Source organism: Blautia sp. An46, assembly GCF_002161645.1.
Taxonomy (GTDB): domain Bacteria; phylum Bacillota; class Clostridia; order Lachnospirales; family Lachnospiraceae; genus Blautia; species Blautia ornithocaccae.
Genome location: NZ_NFIF01000002.1, coordinates 87,409 through 107,592 on the forward strand (window position 1 = coordinate 87,409; position 20,184 = coordinate 107,592).

Below are 20,184 nucleotides of genomic sequence, written 5' to 3' on the forward strand. Positions count from 1 at the left end.
CGCTCCTTTACAAATTTGATTCCTCCACTCCCTGGGCGTTTTCTTTCTGAAAAAAGATGCGGATGGTAAGAAACAGCAGTCGGATATCCAGGCGGAGGGAATAATTATAAATGTAGATGAGATCATACTTCAGCTTGTCTTCCGGCCCGGTACTGTATTTCCCGTAAATCTGGGCGTATCCTGTCAGTCCGCCTTTTACCCGGAGGCGCTCCTTAAATTCAGGAAGGATACGGGAATAGTCTTCAATAAATTCCCTCCTCTCCGGCCTGGGACCTACCATGGACATATCTCCGGCCAGTACGTTAAAAAGCTGAGGCAGTTCATCCAGATGAAGATTCCTGAGGATCTTCCCCGTTCTGGTGACCCTGGCGTCATTTCTGGCAGCCAGCCTGGGGCCCTCTTTTTCCGCTTCCGGGACCATGCTGCGGAATTTTAGCATGAAGAATGATTTTCCATTCCTGGTCACTCTCTCCTGCCGATAGAATACCGGTCCTCCGTCTTCTGCTTTAATGCACAGGCTGATCAGTCCCATTAAAGGAAGCGCCGGGATTAACAGCAGAAGGACGCAGATAATATCTTCTGCCCGCTTCACCCGTTCCTGTTCCTTTGTGAGATGTCCTCTCCCGCTTCGGAACAGCACCTTGTCATGAAGACGGATGATCCGGGAGTTCTGTAAATAGATGTCCGGGATTCCGGGAACCGCAAAACATTCCCGGTCTGTACAGATTCCCAGCTTCAGGAGCCGGTTCCGGTCACTGTCGGGAAGCTTTCCCAGAAAAAGAGCCTGGTATTCGGGAAGGATATGCTCGATGAAGTCCAGTCCTTTCCGGTAAGAAACTGCTTTGCTGATACAGAAATAGCCGTTTCTGCTGTTGTTTTCTTTTACCGTTCTCTGCCAGTCTTCTCCATCTCCGTAGACATAGAGAGCCTGGTTCCGGGTCTGTTTTCTCAGATACAGGGTAAAGGAGAAGGCCGCCCATAAAATCCCGGTAAAAGCTTCCAGCAGGGTAAGAATAGAAAATTCCCAGAAAAGACTGATCCCAGGCTGGGCGGAAATAGTCCACAACAGAGTGCCGAAAAGGATATTCGTGCAGAGGGCTGCGAAAAATTGTCCATATACCAGATCCAGGATCCTTCTCTGGCTTACGTTTCCAGCTTCCATAAGAGCCTGGAAAATCTCCAGTACCGCCACATACAGAAGTGTAATGGCCAGAAACCGTTCTCTCCAGATTTCTTTCATTACCTGGGCGGCGGCGCAAAAATAGAGAAATACCAGAAGCAGCCTGGAGATAAAGCTGACTGCTTTTAAGATAGTGTGTCCTTTTCTCATTTCTTCATACCTGCCCTTTGCTGTTTCATTCTACATTTTCACGGATATCCCACAAAAAAGCTTTTTCCAGTTTTTTCTGGAAAGCTGTATCTTTCAGGAAAAGAACAAGAGGAGCATAGGCGTCCCTTCCGGAAATGTTTCCCTGGCCCTTTGCAGTAAAATCTCCGAAATATTTCTGGTAATCTGCAACAAAGTCCAGAATGCCCTTCTGGATTTCACGAACTTCCTTTTCATGGCTTTCCTTTGGGGCAAATAGAAAATTTATATTGCCGTTCTCTGTTTTTTCAAATCCCTGGAAACTGGGAGAAGGTGAGGTAAACAAAAGTTCCAGATACAGGTTGTGCTTCTTATGCAGGTCGTGGAATTTCCAAAGGTCCCGGTTGTGGCTCTGGGAGAAAAAATAACTGTCCATCTGATTTTCAAAGAAAAAGCCCTGGGAGCTGTCCCTGTCCGGACTGGGAGCACCGCTGCTGCCTGCTAAAAGGGTGTGGACTTTCCAGGAAGGGCCACAGGTTTTGTGAAGGACATATTCCAGTCCCAGAGGGCCGCTGCCGGCCCAGCCGATATCTGCCAGGATAATTTTTCTCTGCTCCAGCCCATAATTTTGTACATATTCTTCTGGAGAAAGGAGCAGTGTCCTCAGATACTCTCCTGCCAGAGCCTGTTCTTCTTTATAAACCTCCAGCACCCTCTTCCACTGTTTTAGAAGGAAATCCCGGCAGCCAAGGGCTTTCTTTTCCGTAAGGACGCTGTCCTTTGAGCAGTGCAGATAACGGCAGGCATCCTCCCTTAGCACAGAAAGTCTCATGCTGGCGAAAATCCTTTCCAGAGAATATCCCTGATTGATTTTCTGAAAGAGAAAGCGTTGAAAAAAATCAAAAGGAAATCGCTCTGCCCCCAGCCTTGCGGAGACATTTCTGGACCAGAGCAGGTAACAGGTGGAGGATCCGGGATAAAGTTGGTCATAGACCTGTTTTAAGACGTCTCCATCCCTGGCCAGAAAACAGATCCGGCATCTTTCCCACTCCTGTACTTTCCTGTGGATAAACTGACAGAAACCTAAAGCCGCCAGGCCTCCGTAAGTATAGCCAAGTTCATAGAAGACGGAATACTTCCCTGCCCCTGTATGAAACCGGATATTTACCAGTCCCCGGTAGATGCCCCCCGTAATCCTGGACATGTCAAAGGGCCGGTAAGGATTTCCAGTGTCCTGAGGATTTGGATAGAGAAAGGCATCTATCTGCCGTTTCTTAGCCATGAAGATATCGGAGTGAGGGTTATCGCCCACATGAGCCAGCCGCCAGCAGCCTTCAGCAGAGCCTGTTTGTTCAGCCCAAATTTCTTTAGCAGTTTCCCGGACTTTTTCATAAAGCTTTCCATTTGCCTTGGAACAGCCTTCCTCCTGGGAAATCAAAACCCTATGGAAGACAGGACCATAATATTTCTCCAGAAGCTTTTGGATAAAGCTTTTCTCCAGATACATGTCACTGACTGCCAGAAGGACTTTCTGAACTTTTTTCAAACTATCCAGGACAGGCAGAAAGTATAGATTCCCCTGACAATACTTTTCCTCAGTGCTCATTTCCACAGCCATTCCTGTCTCCACAGGGATTCCTGTAAGGGGTTCCAGACATTCCCAGATTTCTTTTAAGGTGACTTCCCCGGTCCCTGTTTTTTCTGCTTTTCGTTTCCGGGCCTGATCTTCTGCCAATACCCGGAGTACCGGAAAATCTGGATAATGGAGTTCTGTTCCTATCAGATAGAACAGGTCTTCAGGAGCGGAAAAGGGTCGGAGGAGAAGGGTGTCAAAGACATCAAAAGAAATCACGTCATACCCAGACAGCTCTTTTACAAGCTGTTCCCCGGACATGCCAGTAAAGTTTTTCGATTCTTCAAAGAGCAGTTTTTTCTTTTCTGTAAAGCAGATTTCTGTCTTCTGTGTCCTTCCCCCTGAAAGATAATATTCCAGATTCCACCAAAGAAGCTTCCCAAAGAGAAGGAGCCTGGCGCCTCTGGTAACCGCTTCTTTTCTGGCTTCCTGATATTTTCTGCGGATAGCAGGCACACGGTTTACAAGAACCTTGTAAATACGGGCTTTCATTTCCTTTCACCTCGTTTCCTCCCATAGTCCAGATAGGCCTGGCAGACCTCTTTAGGATTTCCGGTAAGCTTCTGTATCCCTTTTTCGATCCAGAGAGCTCTGGTGCAGTTTTGGAGAATAGTATCTGTAGAATGAGAAACAATGAGGACTGCCCGTCCTTTTTCCATCAGTTCCCGGATCCTGGCGGTACTTTTTTCCTTGAAAAATACATCTCCTACACTGAGGACTTCATCTAAAATCAGAATTCCCGGTTTATCGGAAGCCGTGGCGATTGCAAATCCCAGCCTTGATACCATGCCTGAAGAGAAATTTTTTACTTTCTGTTCCATAAAGCCTTCCAGCTCAGCAAAACGGACAATATCCGGATACTTTTCTTTCAGAAAACTGCGGCTGTATCCAAGGAGTGCGCCGTTTAGATATACATTTTCCCTGGCCGTCAGCTCCCGGTCAAAACCAGTGCCTAAAGTGAGAAGCTGAATGTTCTCTTCCACTGTTTCCACCCTGCCTCTGGTAGGGGTAATGGCTCCTGAAATAATCTTCAGCAAAGTGCTTTTCCCGGAGCCATTGGTGCCTATGACCCCCAGGATTTCTCCTTCATAAACGTCCAGCCAGATATTTTTCAGAGCCTTTAGGGTGCGGCTGGAGTTTTTCCCTGTAAAGACTTTAATAAGATATTCTTTCAGACTGGAACTGCCCTCCAAAGGTACCTGGAATTCCATACTGACATTTTTTACAGAGATTACCGGTCTGCCCTTTTCCATATGTTTCCTCCTGGAGTTTCAAAGTTTCAATGTGATTTTAGTCTTTGCTTTTCGGAAGATATATATTCCTGCAAGATAGAACAAAAAACTCCATAGGCTCATTTTCACCCAGAGACAGGCGGAGGGAATTTCCCGGTACATGACGCAGGACCTGGCGGCATAGATAAACTGATAAATGGGATTTAACCGGATAAAAGCCTGCACTCCCTCAGGCAGCAGCTCCAGAGGATAAAAAAGAGCGGAGAGATACATAAGCAGAGTGAGAAATACAGAGTAAAGATGACGGATATCCCCAAAAAACACATAGAGGACCGACAGAATATACCCAACACCCAGAGAGAAGAAAAATAACAGGACCATGACCAGAGGGAAGAAAAGGACAGAAATGCCCAGTGAGATCCGAAAAACAGCAAGGATCATCACATAGGCCCCCAGGGAATAGAGAAAATTCATAAAGGCCGTACATACCCGGGAGAAAGGAAAAATTTCTCTGGGAAGGCGGATCTGAAGGAGCAAAGCCTGGTTGTCAGCCAGAGAAGTCATAGCTGTGTTGGTAGCTGTGGTAAAAAAGCTCCAGATCAGAAAACCTGTGAGATAATATACCGGATAATTTTCAATGGATTTTCGGAACATGGTAGAAAATACCAGAGAAAGAACGGCCATTGATAATAAGGGGTTTAAAACGCTCCACAAAATCCCCAGCTTGGACCGGCTGTATTTTCGCTTCATTTCTCTGGATACCAGTTCCTGTATTACAAATAAGGTCTGTTTCATGTACTTCTGCTCCATTCTGGCTTTTCTTTTACTTTTTCCAGAAAGGGCGAAATGATACCTGAAAAAACAGAAACACGGCAGAATGTGTGAATTGTGAACTTTACGGAGGCATTACCCTTCAGACCATTGTGGCTGCGGTTTTCTTCGCCATGCAAAGCGCAGTTTTTTTCTGTTCTCCTGGAATGGTTTTACCCCATTCGAAATGGGATCATGCTTTTACTGGCAGGCATAGTTGGGACCTTGCCAAGGTCCCTTTTTGCGCTGATTATCCTGCTGGCTGCTGAGATTGCTGTACTGTTGATCCAATGTGTGAGGTGCTGATTTTGTGAAAGAGTTAAAAGTTTTTCTATTGATCTGAGCATAAGTATTCACCTGCTTTTTCGACTGTGTTACAATAAGTCAAAAAGAAATTCGCTTTTACAGATCATACCAGTCATGAAAGATACAGGCTTATTCGATAGGAAGGAGAAAAAGTAAAATGAAAAAACCATTGATCGGTATTATCCCGCTGGTGGATAGAGAAAGAGAAAGCTACTGGATGCTTCCCGGCTATATGAAGGGGATTGAGGAGGCAGGAGGGATTCCTGTTATGCTGCCTCTTACCTCGGACAGGGAAGCTCTAGAGAAACTTGTAAATTATTTTGACGGCTTCCTTTTTACCGGAGGTCATGATGTGTCTCCTGCTGTTTACCGGGAAGCAGTTTTTGAAAAATGCGGGGAATGCTGTCCGGAGCGGGACGAAATGGAGGCTGCACTGCTGCCGATAATTCTTGAAGAGGATAAGCCTGCCCTGGGAATCTGCCGGGGGTTACAATTGTTCAATGCCTTGCTGGGAGGAAATCTCTATCAGGATCTTCCAGCGCAATTCCCCTCTTCTGTGTGCCACCGCCAGCCGGCGCCCTATGACCAGCCTGCGCATCTTGTAGATCTGATAAAGGGCACGCCTTTACAGAGACTTCTGAAGAAAGACTCACTTCCGGTAAACAGCTGTCATCACCAGGGAATCCGAAATCTTGCCCCTGGCCTTCAGCCAATGGCTTATGCCCCTGACGGTCTTGTAGAGGCAGTATGGAAGCCGGGATCCAGATTCCTGTGGGCGGTTCAGTGGCATCCGGAATTTTCCCATAAAGTGGATGAGAACAGCCGGAAAATATTTCAGGATTTTGTAAAAGCTGCTGCCGGCAGCAGTACGATCAGAGCAGATGGTCCTACAAGTATTTACATCAAAGGAGTAACGGACAGGGACGTTTCTCCCCAGGAACTTGAAGGGCGGGCCTTTTTTAAAAAAAGAAAAGAAGAAATAGAAAACAGCATCACTGCCAATCCTCATACTTTGGACCAGGTTATCGCATATATCATGGAAAAATATCATGGCATAGAGCTTTCTAAAGAGAACCGCATCTGTCACCAGCAGAAAGGGAACTTAAAAGAGGCCCTGATCATGAAACACTGCCCCAGGCTCCTGGAAGAGGCAGACCTCCCCTCTCTGGACAGTATTCTGCCTTCTGATTACCAGGATCCGGCTTTACAGAAAGCTTTTGGGGAAAAACTGGAGCTGCGGCAGAAAAAGATAAATGAGATTCCGGAAGCACTTTTTCCGATGGATTATCATATTTACGAAATAAACCTCCCTCAAGGGCAGATTCAGATCGACATAGAAAAACACTGGGAATGTCTCGGCTGCTCAGTTACGGGGGATCCGGAAGAAATGCCCCATTTAATGAATATCGTGAAAGACATCAAGTCCTACTACGGTGTTACAGAAGAGGATATAAGGACAAAATCAGAAAGATTCCAGGACCTTGTAATAACGCTTGCTTCATAAAAAGGCAGATGCTTTGCCTCTTTTTAACTGCCAATAAATACTTTTAGGGATTACGGCTGTTCCATAGGGCTTGTATTTATAGCATTCCGCCCGAAGTCCGGTCAGGCCCAGCGCAGGAAATTTCTGCCTGCGCAGCCTGGCCTCTTTTCGGCGGCTTATGAAGGTTCTTTTTTTATAACTTTCTTTTTCTTCCCGATAATGAAGGAGGATTTCCTTCAGATTATATCCATAGCTTCCTCTGGAGTGAAGCCGCATAAACAGCTCATAGTCTTCGCATCTGCGGCAGAGGTCTGAGGTATCATAAAGGCCATATTTTTCAAAGACCTCTCTCCGGAACATCACCGAAGGATGGATATAGGGGGAAAAGGAAAGAAAGTCTTCTTTTTGAGGAGCAGCAGCCATCTGCCGGGTGCCCCACAGCTTTTCTCCTTCCAGAAGGGCTGCCGCTGCTCCCACATAATCATAAGCAGGATTGGCGTCCAGAAAGGCTGCCTGAACCTCCAGACGCCTGAGAAGGGAAAGATCATCTCCATCCATGCGGGCCAGATACTGGCCTTTTGCTCTTAGGATACACTGGTTCAGACCATAGGCGATTCCCCGGTTTTCTTCTCCTCTCAGGATATGGATCCGGGCATCCTGCTTCCCGATTTCCTGAATGGCCTTTCGGCACTCTTCATCGGAACCGTCATCGTAGATAAGAAACTCAAAATTTTCAAAACTCTGATTCAAAACGGAATCCACCGCTGCTTTCAGCCAGGGGAAAGGCCGGGGATTGTAAAGGCTCATGATTACGCTGATTTTTACTTTTGTATCCAGGATGATCCTCTCCTTTCCATGCAATACGGTATACCTGCTCCATATAGAGCCGGCTCTCTTCTGCTCCAAATCTCCAGCTGTCCTTTCTTGCCCGGACAGCCATTTTATTTCTCAGAGAAGGATTTTGGGCCAGAATACGGATAGCTGCTGCAAAATCCCCGGCATTTCTGGGCTGGCACAGAAGGCCGTTTTCTCCGTGGCGGATATATTCCCTGGTTCCCCGGTTGTCTGCGCCTACGACAGGTACGCCGCAGGCCATAGCCTCCAAAGCCGCCATGCCAAGGCCCTCCCGGAGAGAAGGGAAAAGGAAGATATCTACTCCCTGAAGGAGAAAATCCAGGTCCCGGCGGAATCCCAGAAAAACTACTTTTTCCTTCAGCCCCAGACTGGCAGTCTGTTCTTCTAAAGCTTTCCGGTAAGGTCCTTCCCCGCAGATATAATACCGAAAAGCCATGTCTTTTATCTGTGCTAAAGCATGCAATACTGTCTGATAATTTTTCTCTTTGTCTAACAGGGCGGCGGTAAGCAGACACAGTTCCTCCCCTTTTACACCAAGAGCTGCTCTGGCCTCCTGTCTTTTTTCAAATCGTACCCGGAATTTATCACGGTCAACCCCTACGCCGGGGATTTTCATTACCCAGCCCGAATCTTTCAGAGAGAAACCTCTGGCCCGTTTTTCATCTTCCCGGTTAATGGTCACAAGGATATCCGTATACCTGGCGAGAAACCGCTCTGCCTGATAATAGAGCAGCCAGTTTTTCAGGCCTGCTCCTTTATAAAAATGAAATCCGTGGGCGGTATAAATCACCTTTACCTGTCTTTTGGAAAACCTGGCCGCCAGTCTTCCCAGCACTGCTCCTACAGGGGTATGGCAGTGGAGGGTATCGATTTCTTCTTTCTCAATGATTTCCATAAGACTTTTCCATGCGCTGAAATTATCTTTAAGACGGTATGGAGACTTCTGGATGGATATCGGATGGATCTGGATTCTATTCTCTTCAAAGTATTTCTGATCAAAAGCATAAGCCGGATTTTCAAAGTTTGACGCATAATGGATCTCTGCATTCTGGCTTTTTAAAATCTCTACGGTGTTTTTTTCAAACTGCCATAAAAATCCGCTGACTGTAGTAACGATCAAAACCTTATGTGTCATTTTATTCCGCTCCTTTCTGTCAGGGGAAACCCCTGCTGCTTTTTCGTTACGGCTACAGTGTAACAGGGCGGATGGAAGATTTCCTTATGAACCAGTTGGAAAAAAAAACGGATTCTGGAAGAATTTCCTCCAAAATCCGTTGACATGAATCCTTATTTAAAAAAATTTCAACTAGCCGGCAGCCAGTGCCGCCTTCCTGATTTTCTATTTTTTACATATTCAGTTTTTCTGCAAAGTCTGCCATGGCTTCTGATACTTTGATCTGCTGCGGACAGACTTCTTCACAGCTTCTGCAGCCTACACAGGCACTTGGCAGTTTATCTTCCGGATAGGAAGACAGAGCCATAGGCGCAATAAATCCGCCTTTGGTAAAGCAGTGCTCATTATAAAGGGCCAGCAGAGTCGGGATATCCAACTCCTGAGGACAGTGGCTGACACAGTAATGACAGGCAGTACATGGAAGGACAATCTTCTGCACCATTTCATCTGCCATAGCCAGGAGATTTTTCATTTCTTCCTCTGACAGAGGTTTCTCTTCCTGGAAAGTATGTATATTGTCTTTCATCTGCTCCATGTTGGACATACCGGACAGGACTACAGTAACCTCTGGAATGGACTGCAGGAAACGGAAAGCCCAGGCAGGGGTTCCCTCTTCAGGACGCATAGCTTTCAGTTTGGCCTCTTCTTCCTTGGTGAGATTAGCCAGTCGTCCGCCTCTTAAAGGCTCCATAACCCATACAGGAATGTTATGTTTTTTTAGCAGCTCTATTTTTGCCTTGGCATCCTGGAAGCTCCAGTCTAAGTAATTTAACTGAATCTGGCAGAATTCCATGCTCTTTCCGTATTTATCCAGAAAACGCTTCATAACGTCATAGCTGCCATGGGCAGAAAATCCCAGATGACGGATCCTTCCATTCTCTTTCTGTTTCATCAGATACGCATAAATTCCATGGCTTTCATCCAGATATGCGTCAATGTTCATCTCACATACATTGTGGAACAGATAGAAGTCAAAGTATTCTACCTGACATTTTTCCAGCTGTTTCTCAAAGATTTCTTCCACCTTATCCATATTGGCAAGATCATAGCCGGGGAATTTGGTAGCCAGATAAAAGCTGTCTCTTGGGTATTCTTTTAAAGCTCTTCCCATTACCAGCTCGGAATTTCCGTCATGATAGCCCCATGCAGTATCGTAATAATTTACCCCCTGCTCCATGGCATAGGCAACCATTTCTTTTGCCGCTGCCTCATCGATTTTGGAATCATCTCCGTCCATCACCGGGAGACGCATAGCGCCCATTCCAAGAGCAGATAATTTCAGATCCTGAAACTCTTTGTAAATCATAATTTTGCCTCCTTTTTCTGTTTTTCATATTCTTAGGACTGTCTCATAAAATAAACAGCCCGGTATTATTATAATCCCTGGAGTAAACTTCAAGTCAATTATTTTGTGAGGATAATCTCACATTTGGAGTTTTCGTCATCCCGAATGATCTCTCCAACCTCCGGAACCTGAATGCATCCGGAAAGAGGGTTTTTAATGCTGATCACAGGAGTGGTGATAACTGCATCCACCTGAGACTTTTCAAAACTCAAGTCTGTATCCACCATTTCACAGTTGATCAGTTTCAGATTTTTGCAGTAGCACAAAGGCTGTGTACCGATGATCTTGCAGTTTTCCAGGGTCAGACCATCGCTGTACCAGGCCAGATATTCTCCTTTCACCACACTGTTTTTCACAAGCACATTTTTGGCATGCCAGAAGGCGTCCTTGGTGTCCAGTTCACAGTCTTCAAATACAGCGTCTTCGATATATTGGAAAGAATACTTTCCTGTCATTTTCAGCCTGCAAAACTGAAGATTTTGAGACCGCATCATGAAATATTCACTTTCCGCACTGCAGTCCTCCATTTTCAGATTCTTTACGGACCAGCCAAACTCCGGTGAAACAATGTGGCAATCTTTCATGATAATATCGCTGCATTCTCTTAAAGCCTTGATGCCATGAAGTTTTGTGCCGGTGATTTCTATATGGTCTGAATACCACAGAGCTGCCCGGCACAGGGGGGTCATTTCTGAATCTGTGATCTTCAGCCGGTGGTCATGCCAGAAGGGATAGCGCAGATTGCAGAAACAGTGTTCCACATTTATATCACTACTCTCCTTTAATGCGCTTTCTCCATCTGCCGGGCCGTCAAAGGAGCAATTTTTTACAGATATCTCATGACTTCCATAGAGGGCTCTTTCCATATCAAAGGTTTGATTTTCAATTCGTTCCATTTTTACATTTCTCCTTATTCAGCAATATTTTCTTCTGTTTAAACTCTATCACTATAAATAAAAATTATCCAATACTCAAAATGAATGGGAATATATAGCTAAAAACTATGCACCAAAATACTGGACGATTTCTTTCATCCGTGCTCCCTGTTTTACATGGAAAGGACATCTGGAATCACAGTGGCCGCACTGGATACAGACGGAAGCTTTTACCTCCAGCTTTTCATAGTGATTTGCTGCCAGGGTATCCCCGGCTTTTGCCAGATCATAATACTTATTGATCAGTCCTACATTCAGACCTTTTGGACAGGGCTGGCAGTGGTTGCAGTATACGCAGACGCCCTCTGCTGCCTGGGGAGCAAAGCTGCCGATTACAGCATAGTCCTTTTCCTCAGGAGAGGCCTGGAAAAATCCCAGGATCCTTTTTAAATCCTCACAGTTTCGGATTCCGGGAAGAACTGTAAGGACTCCCGGTCTGTCCAGAGCATACTGGATACATTGATATTCAGTCAGTGCCTTACCGAAAGGAGAAGTTTTATCGCTCAGGAGCTGACCTCCGGCAAAGGCTTTCATTACTGAAATTCCGATGCCTTCTTTTTCACACCTGCGGTACAGTTCCATCCGCTGGTCTACCTCTCCAATGCCATAATCCCCTTTCTGATAATCATAAGCAGGATTGATACTGAACATCATCATATCTGCCAGCCCCATATCCAGGATTTTTTCTGCCACAGGAGGCGTATGGGAGGAAAGACCGATATGACGGACCGTTCCCTGGTCTTTTAACTCTTTTAGGTAGTCCAGCACTCCGCTTTTTATGTATTTGTTCAAATCTGCTTCTTCATCTATACAATGAATAAATCCAAAATCAATGTAATCGGTTTTTAAAGATTTTAATTGCCAGTCAATGGATTTTTTAATCTTATCCAGGCTGGTAGTCCAGCCATATTCTCCCGTGGTGTAATCAGCACCAAAATGGATCTGATAATAAACCTTGTCCCTTAAGCCGGAAAAGACCTGTCCATAAACTGGAAAAGGTTTGTCATCTCCGGAAGCCAGGTCAAAATAGTTAATGCCATTTTCTACGGCCATTTCCGCTGCCTGGGCAATTTCTTTTTCTCCTGCTCCGCCGATAGAACTGCTGCCCAGTCCCAGAACACTGATCATTTCCTTCCCATGGGGAAGTTTTCTATATTCCATAATCTCTTCTCTCCTTTACACACTTTTCTTTGTAACCATTGTCCACACTTTTCGTGTCTCTGCTATTATAGTTCTTAGAGTTCACTACAGGTCAATAGGGAAAAAGAATTTTCCATAGGAGCTCTGCTGATCCGGATTCCTCTCCTCCATTTTATCAGCGGACAGGGAATCCGGCAGCTGCAGTTCTATGGACTGTTTTTTTCTGTGTCCTGACCGGCACTTATGCAAAAGGACACAGGACAACGATCCTCTGGGGTGTGGTCTGGGGCGGGCAGATTGGCGTCATAAAAAGCAGCCACCCGTATCCCTCTCCGCAGCCTTGTATTATCTACGATCTTCGTGTCGCCGGACACCATAAAATTTACGGTCTCGTTATCTGTCCTGATAGAAATAAGCAGATCGCAGCAGGAATTTCCCCGCCGGATCTCCTGGATAACTCCTGTAACCTGCTGATAAGAACTATAGTCCATGTGATAAAATCCTTTTTTGTTTATCCTATGTGGAAAAACAGGAAAAGTGAGATTTCATGGATAAATTTTCTAATGCAGGGACAGACTAGGTGAAAAGGAGGAATCTATCATGTCTATTTCATTTGAAAACAGTATGACCAAAGAAAATCTCATGCGGGCTTTTGCCGGAGAAAGCCAGGCCCGGAATCGTTATACTATGGCTGCTTCTCAGGCGAAAAAAGAAGGCCTTGGAGTTATTGAAGCAGTCTTTACTTTTACCGCCAATCAGGAAAGGGAACATGCAGAAATTTTCTATAACCATCTCTCCCAGGCAGCAGAAACCAGTATATCTATTGATGGTTCTTACCCGGTGGATATTTCCAGAGATGTGGCCAGGCTCCTTCGTTTTGCCCAGCATAATGAATTTGAAGAACATGAGGACGTCTATAAAGCTTTTGAAGAAAAGGCCAGAGAAGAAGGGTTTCCTGAAATTGCCGCTTCTTTCCATATGGTGGGTGCTGTAGAAAAAACCCATGGAGACCGCTTCGGCCTGTTTGCAGAACTTCTGGAACAGAATAAGCTTTTTGTGTCTGATGTAAAGACTTCCTGGATGTGTCTAAAATGCGGGCATATTTACAATGGTACGGCAGTGCCTGAAAAGTGTCCGGTATGCGGCCATGACAGAGGATACTTTGTCCGGCTGGAGCTGGCCCCCTATACGGCACTGGAGAATTAGTCAAAGCCCCTGATGCGAGCATGTCCGATTGGCTGACTGCTCGCAGGAATAAAAGAAAGAATGGAATATTTTGCACCGGATTTTGGCTCCCCATTCCTGCACAACATATTCCATTCTTTTTTTATCAGGAAAGTCCTCCAGACTGCCCTATAGAAGCAACATTTATAATTTTTTCCCGATGTAAATACATACGCTTCGGGGATTCATAACATAGATATTCTGATCCAGCATCTCATCTCCCTGTATCAGGGCTGCTTTGCCTCTGGAAGTATCCAGAACCGGCATCCAGCAGAACCCCTGAGGAAGCCTGGGCAGTTCCAACGTTACCTGCTCCCAGTAAGCATTGACTCCCAGGTACAGGATATCTTCTCTTCCATCCTCTTCCCGGCCTGCAAACATCACGCCTATGGTCCTGGTATCCCCATCGTATTCTTTCTGCCAGGGAGCGGTGCCGTGAAGACTGAAAAAGGGAAAGCCTGCAGAGCTTGGACGGGTATCTTTCCTCAGGATAGTATGATCTTTCCGAAAATGTATCATAAATTTAAAGAATTCAAAAATCTCCTGATTTTCCCTTAACTGCTCCCAGTTCAGCCAGGAAATTTCGTTGTCCTGACAGTATGGATTATTGTTTCCAAACTGCGTATTGCCAAATTCATCTCCTGCCAGAAACATAGGCGTGCCTCTGCTGCACATCAGCACTGCACAGGCATTTTTAATAAGCTGCCGGCGTAGCCGGAGAATTTCAGGATTTTCTGTCTCCCCCTCTTCTCCGCAGTTCCAGCTCCTGTTGTCATTGGCTCCGTCGGTGTTATCCCAGCCATTATCCTCATTATGCTTTTGATTGTAAGAATACAGGTCATACAAAGTAAAGCCGTCATGGCAGGTGATAAAGTTTACCGAGGCATTATCTCCTCGCTTTTCTCTGGGATAGAGATCCGGGGAACCCAGGATCCGCATGGCCGCCGCTCCTGCCAGTCCTTCGTCTCCTTTAAGAAAGCTTCTGAGATCATCCCGGTATTTTCCGTTCCACTCTGCCCAACGGTTCCAGGAGGGGAAACTTCCCACCTGATAGAGACCTCCTGCATCCCAGGCCTCAGCGATCAGATCTGTACTGTACAGGATTGGATCATAGGCCAGTCTTTCCAGAAGAGGAGGACGGCTCATAGGAGAAGAGTCCTCGCTTCTTCCAAGTATAGAAGCCAGATCGAACCGAAAGCCGTCGATATGATAGCTGGTGGTCCAGTAGCGGAGACAGTTCAGGATCATGTCTCTTACCATAGGGTGATTGCAGTTCAGGGTATTGCCGCAGCCGCTGAAATTATAGTATTTTCCGTCAGGGGTAAGCATATAGTAAATGTTATTGTCAAACCCCTTAAAGGAAAAGAAAGGTCCTTCTTCATTCCCCTCTGCCGTATGATTGAATACCACATCCAGGATTACCTTGATCCCGTTTTTATGAAGATCTTTGATAAGATTTTTCAGCTCTGTACCTTCCCGGTTATACTCCTGCTCTGAAGCATAGCTGGTATTGGGGGCAAAAAAACATACCGGATTATAGCCCCAGTAGTCCAGGAGCTGACGGCCATTCACAGTACGCATATTCCGGGTTTCATCAAATTCAAATACCGGCATGAGCTCTACTGCATTGATTCCCAGATCCAACAGATAGGGTATTTTTTCCCGAATGCCTTCAAAGGTCTCCGGGTGCTTTACTCCAGAACTTTCATGGCGGGTAAAGCCACGGACATGCATTTCATAAATAATACAGTCCTGAAGTTTTGATACCGTGTTCTTTCTCTTGGGAATCTCCCAATGGAAGTTGTTATGGACTACTCTTGCTTTATAAAAAGCTCCGCCTGCAAGCTGTTTTCCCCATTCACTCTGACCGGTGACTGCCTTTGCATAGGGATCCAGAAGATATTTCTCTTTGTCAAAAAGCAGTCCCTTCGAAGGGTCATAGGGGCCCTCTATGGAATATGCATATTCAAACTCATCGGCCTTTAAGCCAAAAACAAACATAGAATATACATTTCCTACCCGGTAATTATCCGGAAATGGTATCCGGGCATAGGGAACCTGGGCCTTTCTGTGAAACAGGAGAAGCTCACAGGAGGTTCCGGAATAGGTAATAAGTGTAAAGTTGACACCGTCAGGCAGGGCAGAAGCCCCATTGATCTCATAAAATCCCGGACGTATCTGAAAACCATTGACCTGGTCAATGGGCTTTATATTTTCACCGGATTCAATCTCAATACCGGCAAAATCTTCCAGCAGTAGATATTCTTTCTGAGGAATCAATCTCTGAGAAATCCTGTTTTGAGGTTTGTTCTTTTTTGCCATCTGGCCTCTCCTTTCTGGGATATGTCCTGCTTCTGGCTGAATTTCTGAAAAATGCTGTTTATCAAATGTTTTATAGAAAAGAATTTTCGTACTGTCCATAATTTTATCACGTCTTTTAAAAGAAGTACAGGACCCCTTCTCCTGTAAATGTATAATCTGGGAAAATCTGTGAAAACTAGAAATAGCATTAAAGGAGCGATTGGTTATGATCAGTGAAGAATTGATTCAGCAATTTATAAAGGAAACAGAACTGTTTGAAGAAAGGCTCCGGGCCTTTGAGGCCGGAGAAATTGACCGGAAAACCTTTAAGGGAATTTCCGGAAGGTTTGGCTGCTATGCTCAGAGGGAGAAAAACTACATGCTCCGCCTCCGGTTTCCCGGCGGCAGGATTTCCAAAGAGCATCTGGCCTTTCTGGGAGAAAAAACAAGGGAATATCCTCTTGAACTTATGAAGATCACTACCTGCCAGACTATACAGGTACACAATCTGTCTGCTTCCCAGGTGGTCTCTCTAATGCGGGAAGCTCTGCAGAAGGGAATCATTACTATTGGAGGAGGCGGGGACAATCCCAGAAACGTAATGTCCAGCCCCCTATCCGGTGCAGACAGCCGGGAGGCTTTTGACGTGCTGCCTTATGCAGAGACTGTCAGTGATTACCTTATCAGCCGCATGACGGAACTTCATCTTCCCAGGAAATTAAAAGTGGCCTTTTCAAATACAGAGGAGAATACCACTCATGCCAACATGAGAGATCTGGGCTTTACGGCAAACCCAGAGGGAACTTTTTCTGTGTACTGCGCCGGAGGTTTGGGACCCAATCCGAAAATGGGCGTTCTGGTGGAAAAAAATGGAAAACCTCAAGAGGTGAGTCTTTATGTCAGCGCCATGATCCGCCTGTTTACAAAGTATGGAGATTATAAGAATCGTGGAAAATCCAGAAGTCGCTATCTCCAGGACACACTTGGCGAAGAAGGAATCAAAAAAGAGTATCTATGCTGTCTGGAAGAGGCGAGAAAAGAAGAAATTCCCTGGCCGGTCTTCTATTCCCATTCGACATTAAAATCCGGGGATGGAGAAATCGAAGGCTCCAGGATCTTTCCTCAAAAACAGCCTGGACTTTATGCTGTATCCTATCACCCCATAGGCGGCTGCCTTACCCAGAAGAACCTTATGGTGCTCTGTGAAGTGCTGAGAAATATTCCGGATACGGAGCTCCGGCTTTCTCCCGATGGCACCATATACATTCTCCACCTTACGGCAAAGGAGGTTCCCAGAATCCTTGAAGCCACAGGCAGCGGCGGTGAAAATCTCTTTGAAACCAGCACAAGCTGTATAGGAGTCCCTATCTGCCAGCGGGGGATAGGCTGCTCTCAGTGGCTTTTGGCTCATTGCATCGAAAGAGTGAGAAAAGAAAACTTCCCCGACGGTCTGCTTCCCAGAATCCATATCTCCGGCTGCCCTTCCGGCTGCGGGACTCATCAGGCTTCCTCTCTTGGATTCATGGGATGCCGAAAAAAAGTGGAGGGAGAAACTCTTCCGGCCTTCCGCCTGTTTATCAATGGACAGGCAAAGAAGCCCGGTTCCAGGATTGGGGAAGAGGCCGGTATTCTGCCGGAAGAAGTAATCCCGGAATTCTTAGTGGAACTGGGAAGAGATATTCAAAAAAGCCATAAAAGTTTTGAAGAATGGCTTCCGGAAAATAAAGATAGATTTCTGGAACTGGTACGGGAGTTTGAGGGAGCAGCAAAATTGATTCGCTGATATTCTCCTGATTTATTTCCTATCTCACTTCCTGAAAACGGAACCTGTTATTATTTTAATTTGTTTCAATACTTTCCTGCTGCCAGTTTTTTCATATACCCAGGTACGTCAATATTCTGTGGGCAGTGAGAAGTGCATTGACCGCATCCAATACAAGTATCCGGTCCATTCTGAGCTTTCACTGCCTCCTCCCAACGCTTCTTATCCTTTCTAAGAGACCGTTCATTATAAAGGTTCAGCCAGGCTGGAATATCAATTTTCACCGGACATCCGTCGCAGCTATAACGGCATGCTGTACATGGTACTGCCAGTTTTGACTGATATCCTGTCGCCACATTATCACGGATCTGGTCCATCGTACTCATACCGCTTAAGATCATGGTGACATTGCTCCATAGCGTAATCTATGATTTCCTGTGCCTTTTTCTGATTGATCTGGCCCAGCTTCGTAGGCAGTCTCATATTTCCCATTCCCAGACGTGAAAGGCTGAGTTCTTTAAAGTCTTTGTAAATCATTCGCCCTTTCCTTTCATTGTATTTCGTAATGCTCTGTGCAAAGCTCTGCACCGAATCTCCAGCATCTTTTTTGTGATTTCTGTTTCCGTAAATACGTCAAAACCGTGGAACGTGCCTTTCACATCCTGTAATTCCGCAGTGATTCCAGTTTTTTTCAGATTCCTCCAATAATCAACGCCTTCATCATGGAGGCAGTCATACTGCTCCACCTCGATATATGCCGGCGGAAGATCGTGAAAGTCCTCTGCCTCAGCGGGAAATGCATAATACCTCTTTCCGAAAGTTCCGTTTTTTAAATACAGTTCCCACATTTTTCTCGACAAAGGGGCGTTCCAGACTGGACTGTCCGTATATTTTTTCATAGACTCTGTCTTCATACGTGCATCAAGCACAGGATAGATCAGCATCTGAAAGCAAATGTTAAGCTTCCCTTCATCCCTGCTTCTGAGTGTACAGGCAGCCGCAAGAGCACCGCCTGCACTGTCGCCGCCCACTGCAATCCGTCTCCTGTCAATATGCAGATTCCCGGAATTTTGGCGAACATATTCAAGGCCCTCCCAGCAGTCTGTAAAAGGAATCGGAAAAGGATATTTCTCTGATGTCCTGTAATGGACAAAAATAACTGTACATTCTGCTTTTGCCGCATATTTTCCCATATGCTCATGGATATATGGAGCATCTTCCAGACAGAAACCTCCTCCGTGAAAATAGACCAGACAGGGCATGTTATTTTCCATTGCCTCCGGTCTGTAAATAGTAAGCCGTATCTTCCCGCCATCTCCCGATTCAATCCATTTTGTCATCTTCTCTATTCCTCGTGGAGAAGCCGGCAGCTCCATAGAAGCTAACCGTCGGTTTGCTATATTTAATATATAAGGAGAAAGGAAAAATCCTGGTACAATAAATTTATTGATAAGTGGATACCCCACCGCCAGAGGATACTTTTTATTTCTCAGTCCGCACCATAATGCAGCAGCTGCTGTTCCAGCCATAAGCAAATATCTCTTTTTCATAGATCTTCACCATTGCTTTCTATCCTTCTTTTTTCATTATATAATCTTATTTTAAAATATCTGCAGTTTATTCAGAATAGCCAGAAAGTTTTTCAGTATAAACCTTAAGGTTTCTTCATCTTTCCAAAGTCTTTCTCACAAACTACACCCTCGTCAAGCCCCTTTAAGGAATAAAAGAAAATCCAGGACAAAAAGCTCATCTCTGTCCTGGATAAAATGGTTCCCTCTCTGTATGTAGGGCAATGTTAAATATATCCTCCGCTCTGAGGTACACCTCCGCCGGAACTTCCTCCTGTCCCCAAAGAAAAAAGCGCACTGACAATATTCCACATAGCTGCAAAAATTCCGTTATTCGCCGTATTCAGCGGCCTTGACAGCGCTCCTGTAGCTAAAAGAATAAGGAGGATCAATGTACAGTATGGGCGGATCCTCTGGTAAAAATACAGAACTCTCGGATACATTTGCTCTACCACATTAGAACCATCCAGAGGAGGGATTGGAATCAGGTTAAAAACGCCCAGGCCAATATTGATCACTGCAGAATAATAACACAGCATAACCCCTATAGTCACAGCACTGTTCCCTGAATTTCCGAAGCGTATAAGAGCGCCGCAGATCAGCAGAGAAAGAAAAGCCGTGAGAAAGTTGGCAACAGGTCCTGCAAGAGAAACCCATATAATTCCCTGCCGCTTATTCCGGTAATAGGCGGTATTGATCCTTACAGGCTTTGCCCAGCCCATATGAAAGAATAAAAGACACAAAGTTCCGATAAGATCCAGATGTCTGAGGGGATTGAGACTTAACCGTCCTTCATACTTGGGAGTTGGATCTCCCAGCTTGTAAGACACCCAGCCATGAGCAAACTCGTGAACCGTTATGGCAATGAGCATAACCGGCACCGTGTAGATCAGCAGACGGAGCTGCTGGATATAATAATTTAGATACATAAAAAAGTCCTTTCTAACCATATATGTCTGAGACAGAGTATACGGTTCTATTTCACATTTCTTATTTTGTAACCGTACATTGAATGATCGTTGTACGGCTGTATTTCGCATTTTCTTTTTGTAACCGTACTCTAAATGGTCGTTGTACGGTTATATTTCGCATTTCCTTTATACAACCGTA

At 45.4% G+C, this 20,184-nt stretch carries 18 protein-coding genes; 3 read left to right on the forward strand and 15 right to left on the reverse strand.

The window, feature by feature from the left end:
• Nucleotides 1-7: 7 nt before the first annotated feature.
• The 4 genes from B5G00_RS02320 to B5G00_RS02335 are packed head-to-tail and all read right to left on the reverse strand — an operon-like array spanning nt 8 to nt 4,966.
• Nucleotides 8-1,330: an exopolysaccharide biosynthesis polyprenyl glycosylphosphotransferase gene (locus B5G00_RS02320; RefSeq protein WP_087267906.1), complete on the reverse strand. Its 1,323-nt coding sequence runs from the start codon at nt 1,328-1,330 to the stop codon at nt 8-10.
• Nucleotides 1,331-1,355: 25 nt separating this feature from the next.
• The gene (locus B5G00_RS02325; protein WP_087267909.1) at nt 1,356-3,431 is read right to left on the reverse strand and encodes a hypothetical protein; all 2,076 of its coding nucleotides are present in this window, start codon (nt 3,429-3,431) and stop codon (nt 1,356-1,358) included.
• A complete protein-coding gene (locus B5G00_RS02330; protein WP_087267911.1) occupies nt 3,428-4,192 on the reverse strand; it encodes an ABC transporter ATP-binding protein in 765 nt (254 codons plus the stop codon). Before B5G00_RS02330 ends, B5G00_RS02325 begins: the two co-directional genes overlap by 4 nt.
• 18 nt (nt 4,193-4,210) lie before the next feature.
• The gene (locus tag B5G00_RS02335; RefSeq protein ID WP_242971254.1) at nt 4,211-4,966 is read right to left on the reverse strand and encodes an ABC transporter permease; all 756 of its coding nucleotides are present in this window, start codon (nt 4,964-4,966) and stop codon (nt 4,211-4,213) included.
• 478 nt (nt 4,967-5,444) lie between these two features.
• On the opposite strand from B5G00_RS02335, the gene B5G00_RS19555 reads away from it, so the two are divergent.
• The gene (locus B5G00_RS19555) at nt 5,445-6,791 is read left to right on the forward strand and encodes a gamma-glutamyl-gamma-aminobutyrate hydrolase family protein (protein ID WP_087267916.1); all 1,347 of its coding nucleotides are present in this window, start codon (nt 5,445-5,447) and stop codon (nt 6,789-6,791) included.
• On the opposite strand, the gene B5G00_RS02350 is transcribed toward B5G00_RS19555, so the two are convergent.
• From B5G00_RS02350 to B5G00_RS02375, 6 genes are all read right to left on the reverse strand, one after another.
• Entirely contained in the window at nt 6,786-7,577 is a 792-nt protein-coding gene (locus B5G00_RS02350; protein WP_087267918.1) for a glycosyltransferase family 2 protein, read from the reverse strand. The two genes, B5G00_RS19555 and B5G00_RS02350, sit on opposite strands and share 6 nt — an antisense overlap.
• On the reverse strand, nt 7,504-8,760 hold the full coding sequence (locus tag B5G00_RS02355; protein ID WP_087267920.1) for a glycosyltransferase family 4 protein: 1,257 nt from the start codon (nt 8,758-8,760) through the stop codon (nt 7,504-7,506). The genes B5G00_RS02350 and B5G00_RS02355 overlap by 74 nt, the downstream gene beginning before the upstream one ends.
• A gap of 211 nt (nt 8,761-8,971) precedes the next feature.
• A complete protein-coding gene (locus tag B5G00_RS02360) occupies nt 8,972-10,105 on the reverse strand; it encodes an aldo/keto reductase (protein ID WP_087267923.1) in 1,134 nt (377 codons plus the stop codon).
• Nucleotides 10,106-10,203: 98 nt separating this feature from the next.
• On the reverse strand, nt 10,204-11,040 hold the full coding sequence (locus tag B5G00_RS02365) for a DUF3737 family protein (RefSeq protein ID WP_087267926.1): 837 nt from the start codon (nt 11,038-11,040) through the stop codon (nt 10,204-10,206).
• A 105-nt stretch (nt 11,041-11,145) separates the two neighbouring features.
• The gene (locus tag B5G00_RS02370) at nt 11,146-12,240 is read right to left on the reverse strand and encodes an aldo/keto reductase (protein WP_087267929.1); all 1,095 of its coding nucleotides are present in this window, start codon (nt 12,238-12,240) and stop codon (nt 11,146-11,148) included.
• A gap of 185 nt (nt 12,241-12,425) precedes the next feature.
• Nucleotides 12,426-12,710 (reverse strand): hypothetical protein, encoded by a 285-nt coding sequence (locus tag B5G00_RS02375; protein ID WP_087267931.1) that lies wholly within the window; start codon nt 12,708-12,710, stop codon nt 12,426-12,428.
• Nucleotides 12,711-12,819: 109 nt separating this feature from the next.
• Here B5G00_RS02375 and rbr point away from each other — a divergent pair, with 109 nt between their 5' ends.
• Nucleotides 12,820-13,425, forward strand: a complete 606-nt coding sequence (gene rbr, locus B5G00_RS02380; protein ID WP_087267934.1) for a rubrerythrin — start codon at nt 12,820-12,822, stop codon at nt 13,423-13,425.
• A 162-nt stretch (nt 13,426-13,587) separates the two neighbouring features.
• On the opposite strand, the gene glgX is transcribed toward rbr, so the two are convergent.
• Nucleotides 13,588-15,765: a glycogen debranching protein GlgX gene (gene glgX, locus B5G00_RS02385; protein ID WP_087268503.1), complete on the reverse strand. Its 2,178-nt coding sequence runs from the start codon at nt 15,763-15,765 to the stop codon at nt 13,588-13,590.
• A gap of 205 nt (nt 15,766-15,970) precedes the next feature.
• Between glgX and B5G00_RS02390 the strand changes: the two genes are divergently transcribed.
• The gene (locus B5G00_RS02390) at nt 15,971-17,527 is read left to right on the forward strand and encodes a nitrite/sulfite reductase (RefSeq protein WP_087267936.1); all 1,557 of its coding nucleotides are present in this window, start codon (nt 15,971-15,973) and stop codon (nt 17,525-17,527) included.
• 65 nt (nt 17,528-17,592) lie between these two features.
• Here the strand turns inward: B5G00_RS02390 and B5G00_RS02395 are convergent, their stop codons facing one another.
• The 4 genes from B5G00_RS02395 to B5G00_RS02405 form a co-directional block, all read right to left on the reverse strand.
• On the reverse strand, nt 17,593-17,907 hold the full coding sequence (locus B5G00_RS02395; protein ID WP_087267939.1) for a 4Fe-4S dicluster domain-containing protein: 315 nt from the start codon (nt 17,905-17,907) through the stop codon (nt 17,593-17,595).
• Complete coding sequence (locus tag B5G00_RS18845) at nt 17,867-18,043, reverse strand: hypothetical protein (protein ID WP_158229611.1); 177 nt, start codon at nt 18,041-18,043, stop codon at nt 17,867-17,869. The genes B5G00_RS02395 and B5G00_RS18845 overlap by 41 nt, the downstream gene beginning before the upstream one ends.
• Nucleotides 18,040-19,035, reverse strand: a complete 996-nt coding sequence (locus B5G00_RS02400; RefSeq protein ID WP_162613468.1) for an alpha/beta hydrolase — start codon at nt 19,033-19,035, stop codon at nt 18,040-18,042. The genes B5G00_RS18845 and B5G00_RS02400 overlap by 4 nt, the downstream gene beginning before the upstream one ends.
• Before the next feature lie 266 nt (nt 19,036-19,301).
• Nucleotides 19,302-20,003 carry a site-2 protease family protein gene (locus tag B5G00_RS02405; RefSeq protein ID WP_087267945.1) on the reverse strand — a complete coding sequence of 234 codons (702 nt, stop codon included), beginning with the start codon at nt 20,001-20,003 and terminating at the stop codon, nt 19,302-19,304.
• Between the last annotated feature and the right edge of the window lie 181 nt (nt 20,004-20,184).

Coding starts and splice junctions, on each gene's coding strand:
- B5G00_RS02360 (WP_087267923.1), bottom strand. CDS start 10,105: ATGATTTACAAAGAGTTTCAGGATCTGAAATTATCTGCTCTTGGAATG.
- B5G00_RS02330 (WP_087267911.1), bottom strand. CDS start 4,192: ATGGAAAAGGGCAGACCGGTAATCTCTGTAAAAAATGTCAGTATGGAA.
- B5G00_RS19555 (WP_087267916.1), top strand. CDS start 5,445: ATGAAAAAACCATTGATCGGTATTATCCCGCTGGTGGATAGAGAAAGA.
- B5G00_RS02320 (WP_087267906.1), bottom strand. CDS start 1,330: ATGAGAAAAGGACACACTATCTTAAAAGCAGTCAGCTTTATCTCCAGG.
- B5G00_RS02400 (WP_162613468.1), bottom strand. CDS start 19,035: ATGGCTGGAACAGCAGCTGCTGCATTATGGTGCGGACTGAGAAATAAA.
- B5G00_RS02325 (WP_087267909.1), bottom strand. CDS start 3,431: ATGAAAGCCCGTATTTACAAGGTTCTTGTAAACCGTGTGCCTGCTATC.
- B5G00_RS02365 (WP_087267926.1), bottom strand. CDS start 11,040: ATGGAACGAATTGAAAATCAAACCTTTGATATGGAAAGAGCCCTCTAT.
- B5G00_RS02370 (WP_087267929.1), bottom strand. CDS start 12,240: ATGGAATATAGAAAACTTCCCCATGGGAAGGAAATGATCAGTGTTCTG.
- glgX (WP_087268503.1), bottom strand. CDS start 15,765: ATGGCAAAAAAGAACAAACCTCAAAACAGGATTTCTCAGAGATTGATT.
- B5G00_RS02355 (WP_087267920.1), bottom strand. CDS start 8,760: ATGACACATAAGGTTTTGATCGTTACTACAGTCAGCGGATTTTTATGG.
- B5G00_RS02375 (WP_087267931.1), bottom strand. CDS start 12,710: ATGGACTATAGTTCTTATCAGCAGGTTACAGGAGTTATCCAGGAGATC.
- B5G00_RS02350 (WP_087267918.1), bottom strand. CDS start 7,577: ATGAGCCTTTACAATCCCCGGCCTTTCCCCTGGCTGAAAGCAGCGGTG.
- B5G00_RS02405 (WP_087267945.1), bottom strand. CDS start 20,003: ATGTATCTAAATTATTATATCCAGCAGCTCCGTCTGCTGATCTACACG.
- rbr (WP_087267934.1), top strand. CDS start 12,820: ATGTCTATTTCATTTGAAAACAGTATGACCAAAGAAAATCTCATGCGG.
- B5G00_RS02335 (WP_242971254.1), bottom strand. CDS start 4,966: ATGAAACAGACCTTATTTGTAATACAGGAACTGGTATCCAGAGAAATG.
- B5G00_RS02395 (WP_087267939.1), bottom strand. CDS start 17,907: ATGATCTTAAGCGGTATGAGTACGATGGACCAGATCCGTGATAATGTG.
- B5G00_RS18845 (WP_158229611.1), bottom strand. CDS start 18,043: ATGATTTACAAAGACTTTAAAGAACTCAGCCTTTCACGTCTGGGAATG.
- B5G00_RS02390 (WP_087267936.1), top strand. CDS start 15,971: ATGATCAGTGAAGAATTGATTCAGCAATTTATAAAGGAAACAGAACTG.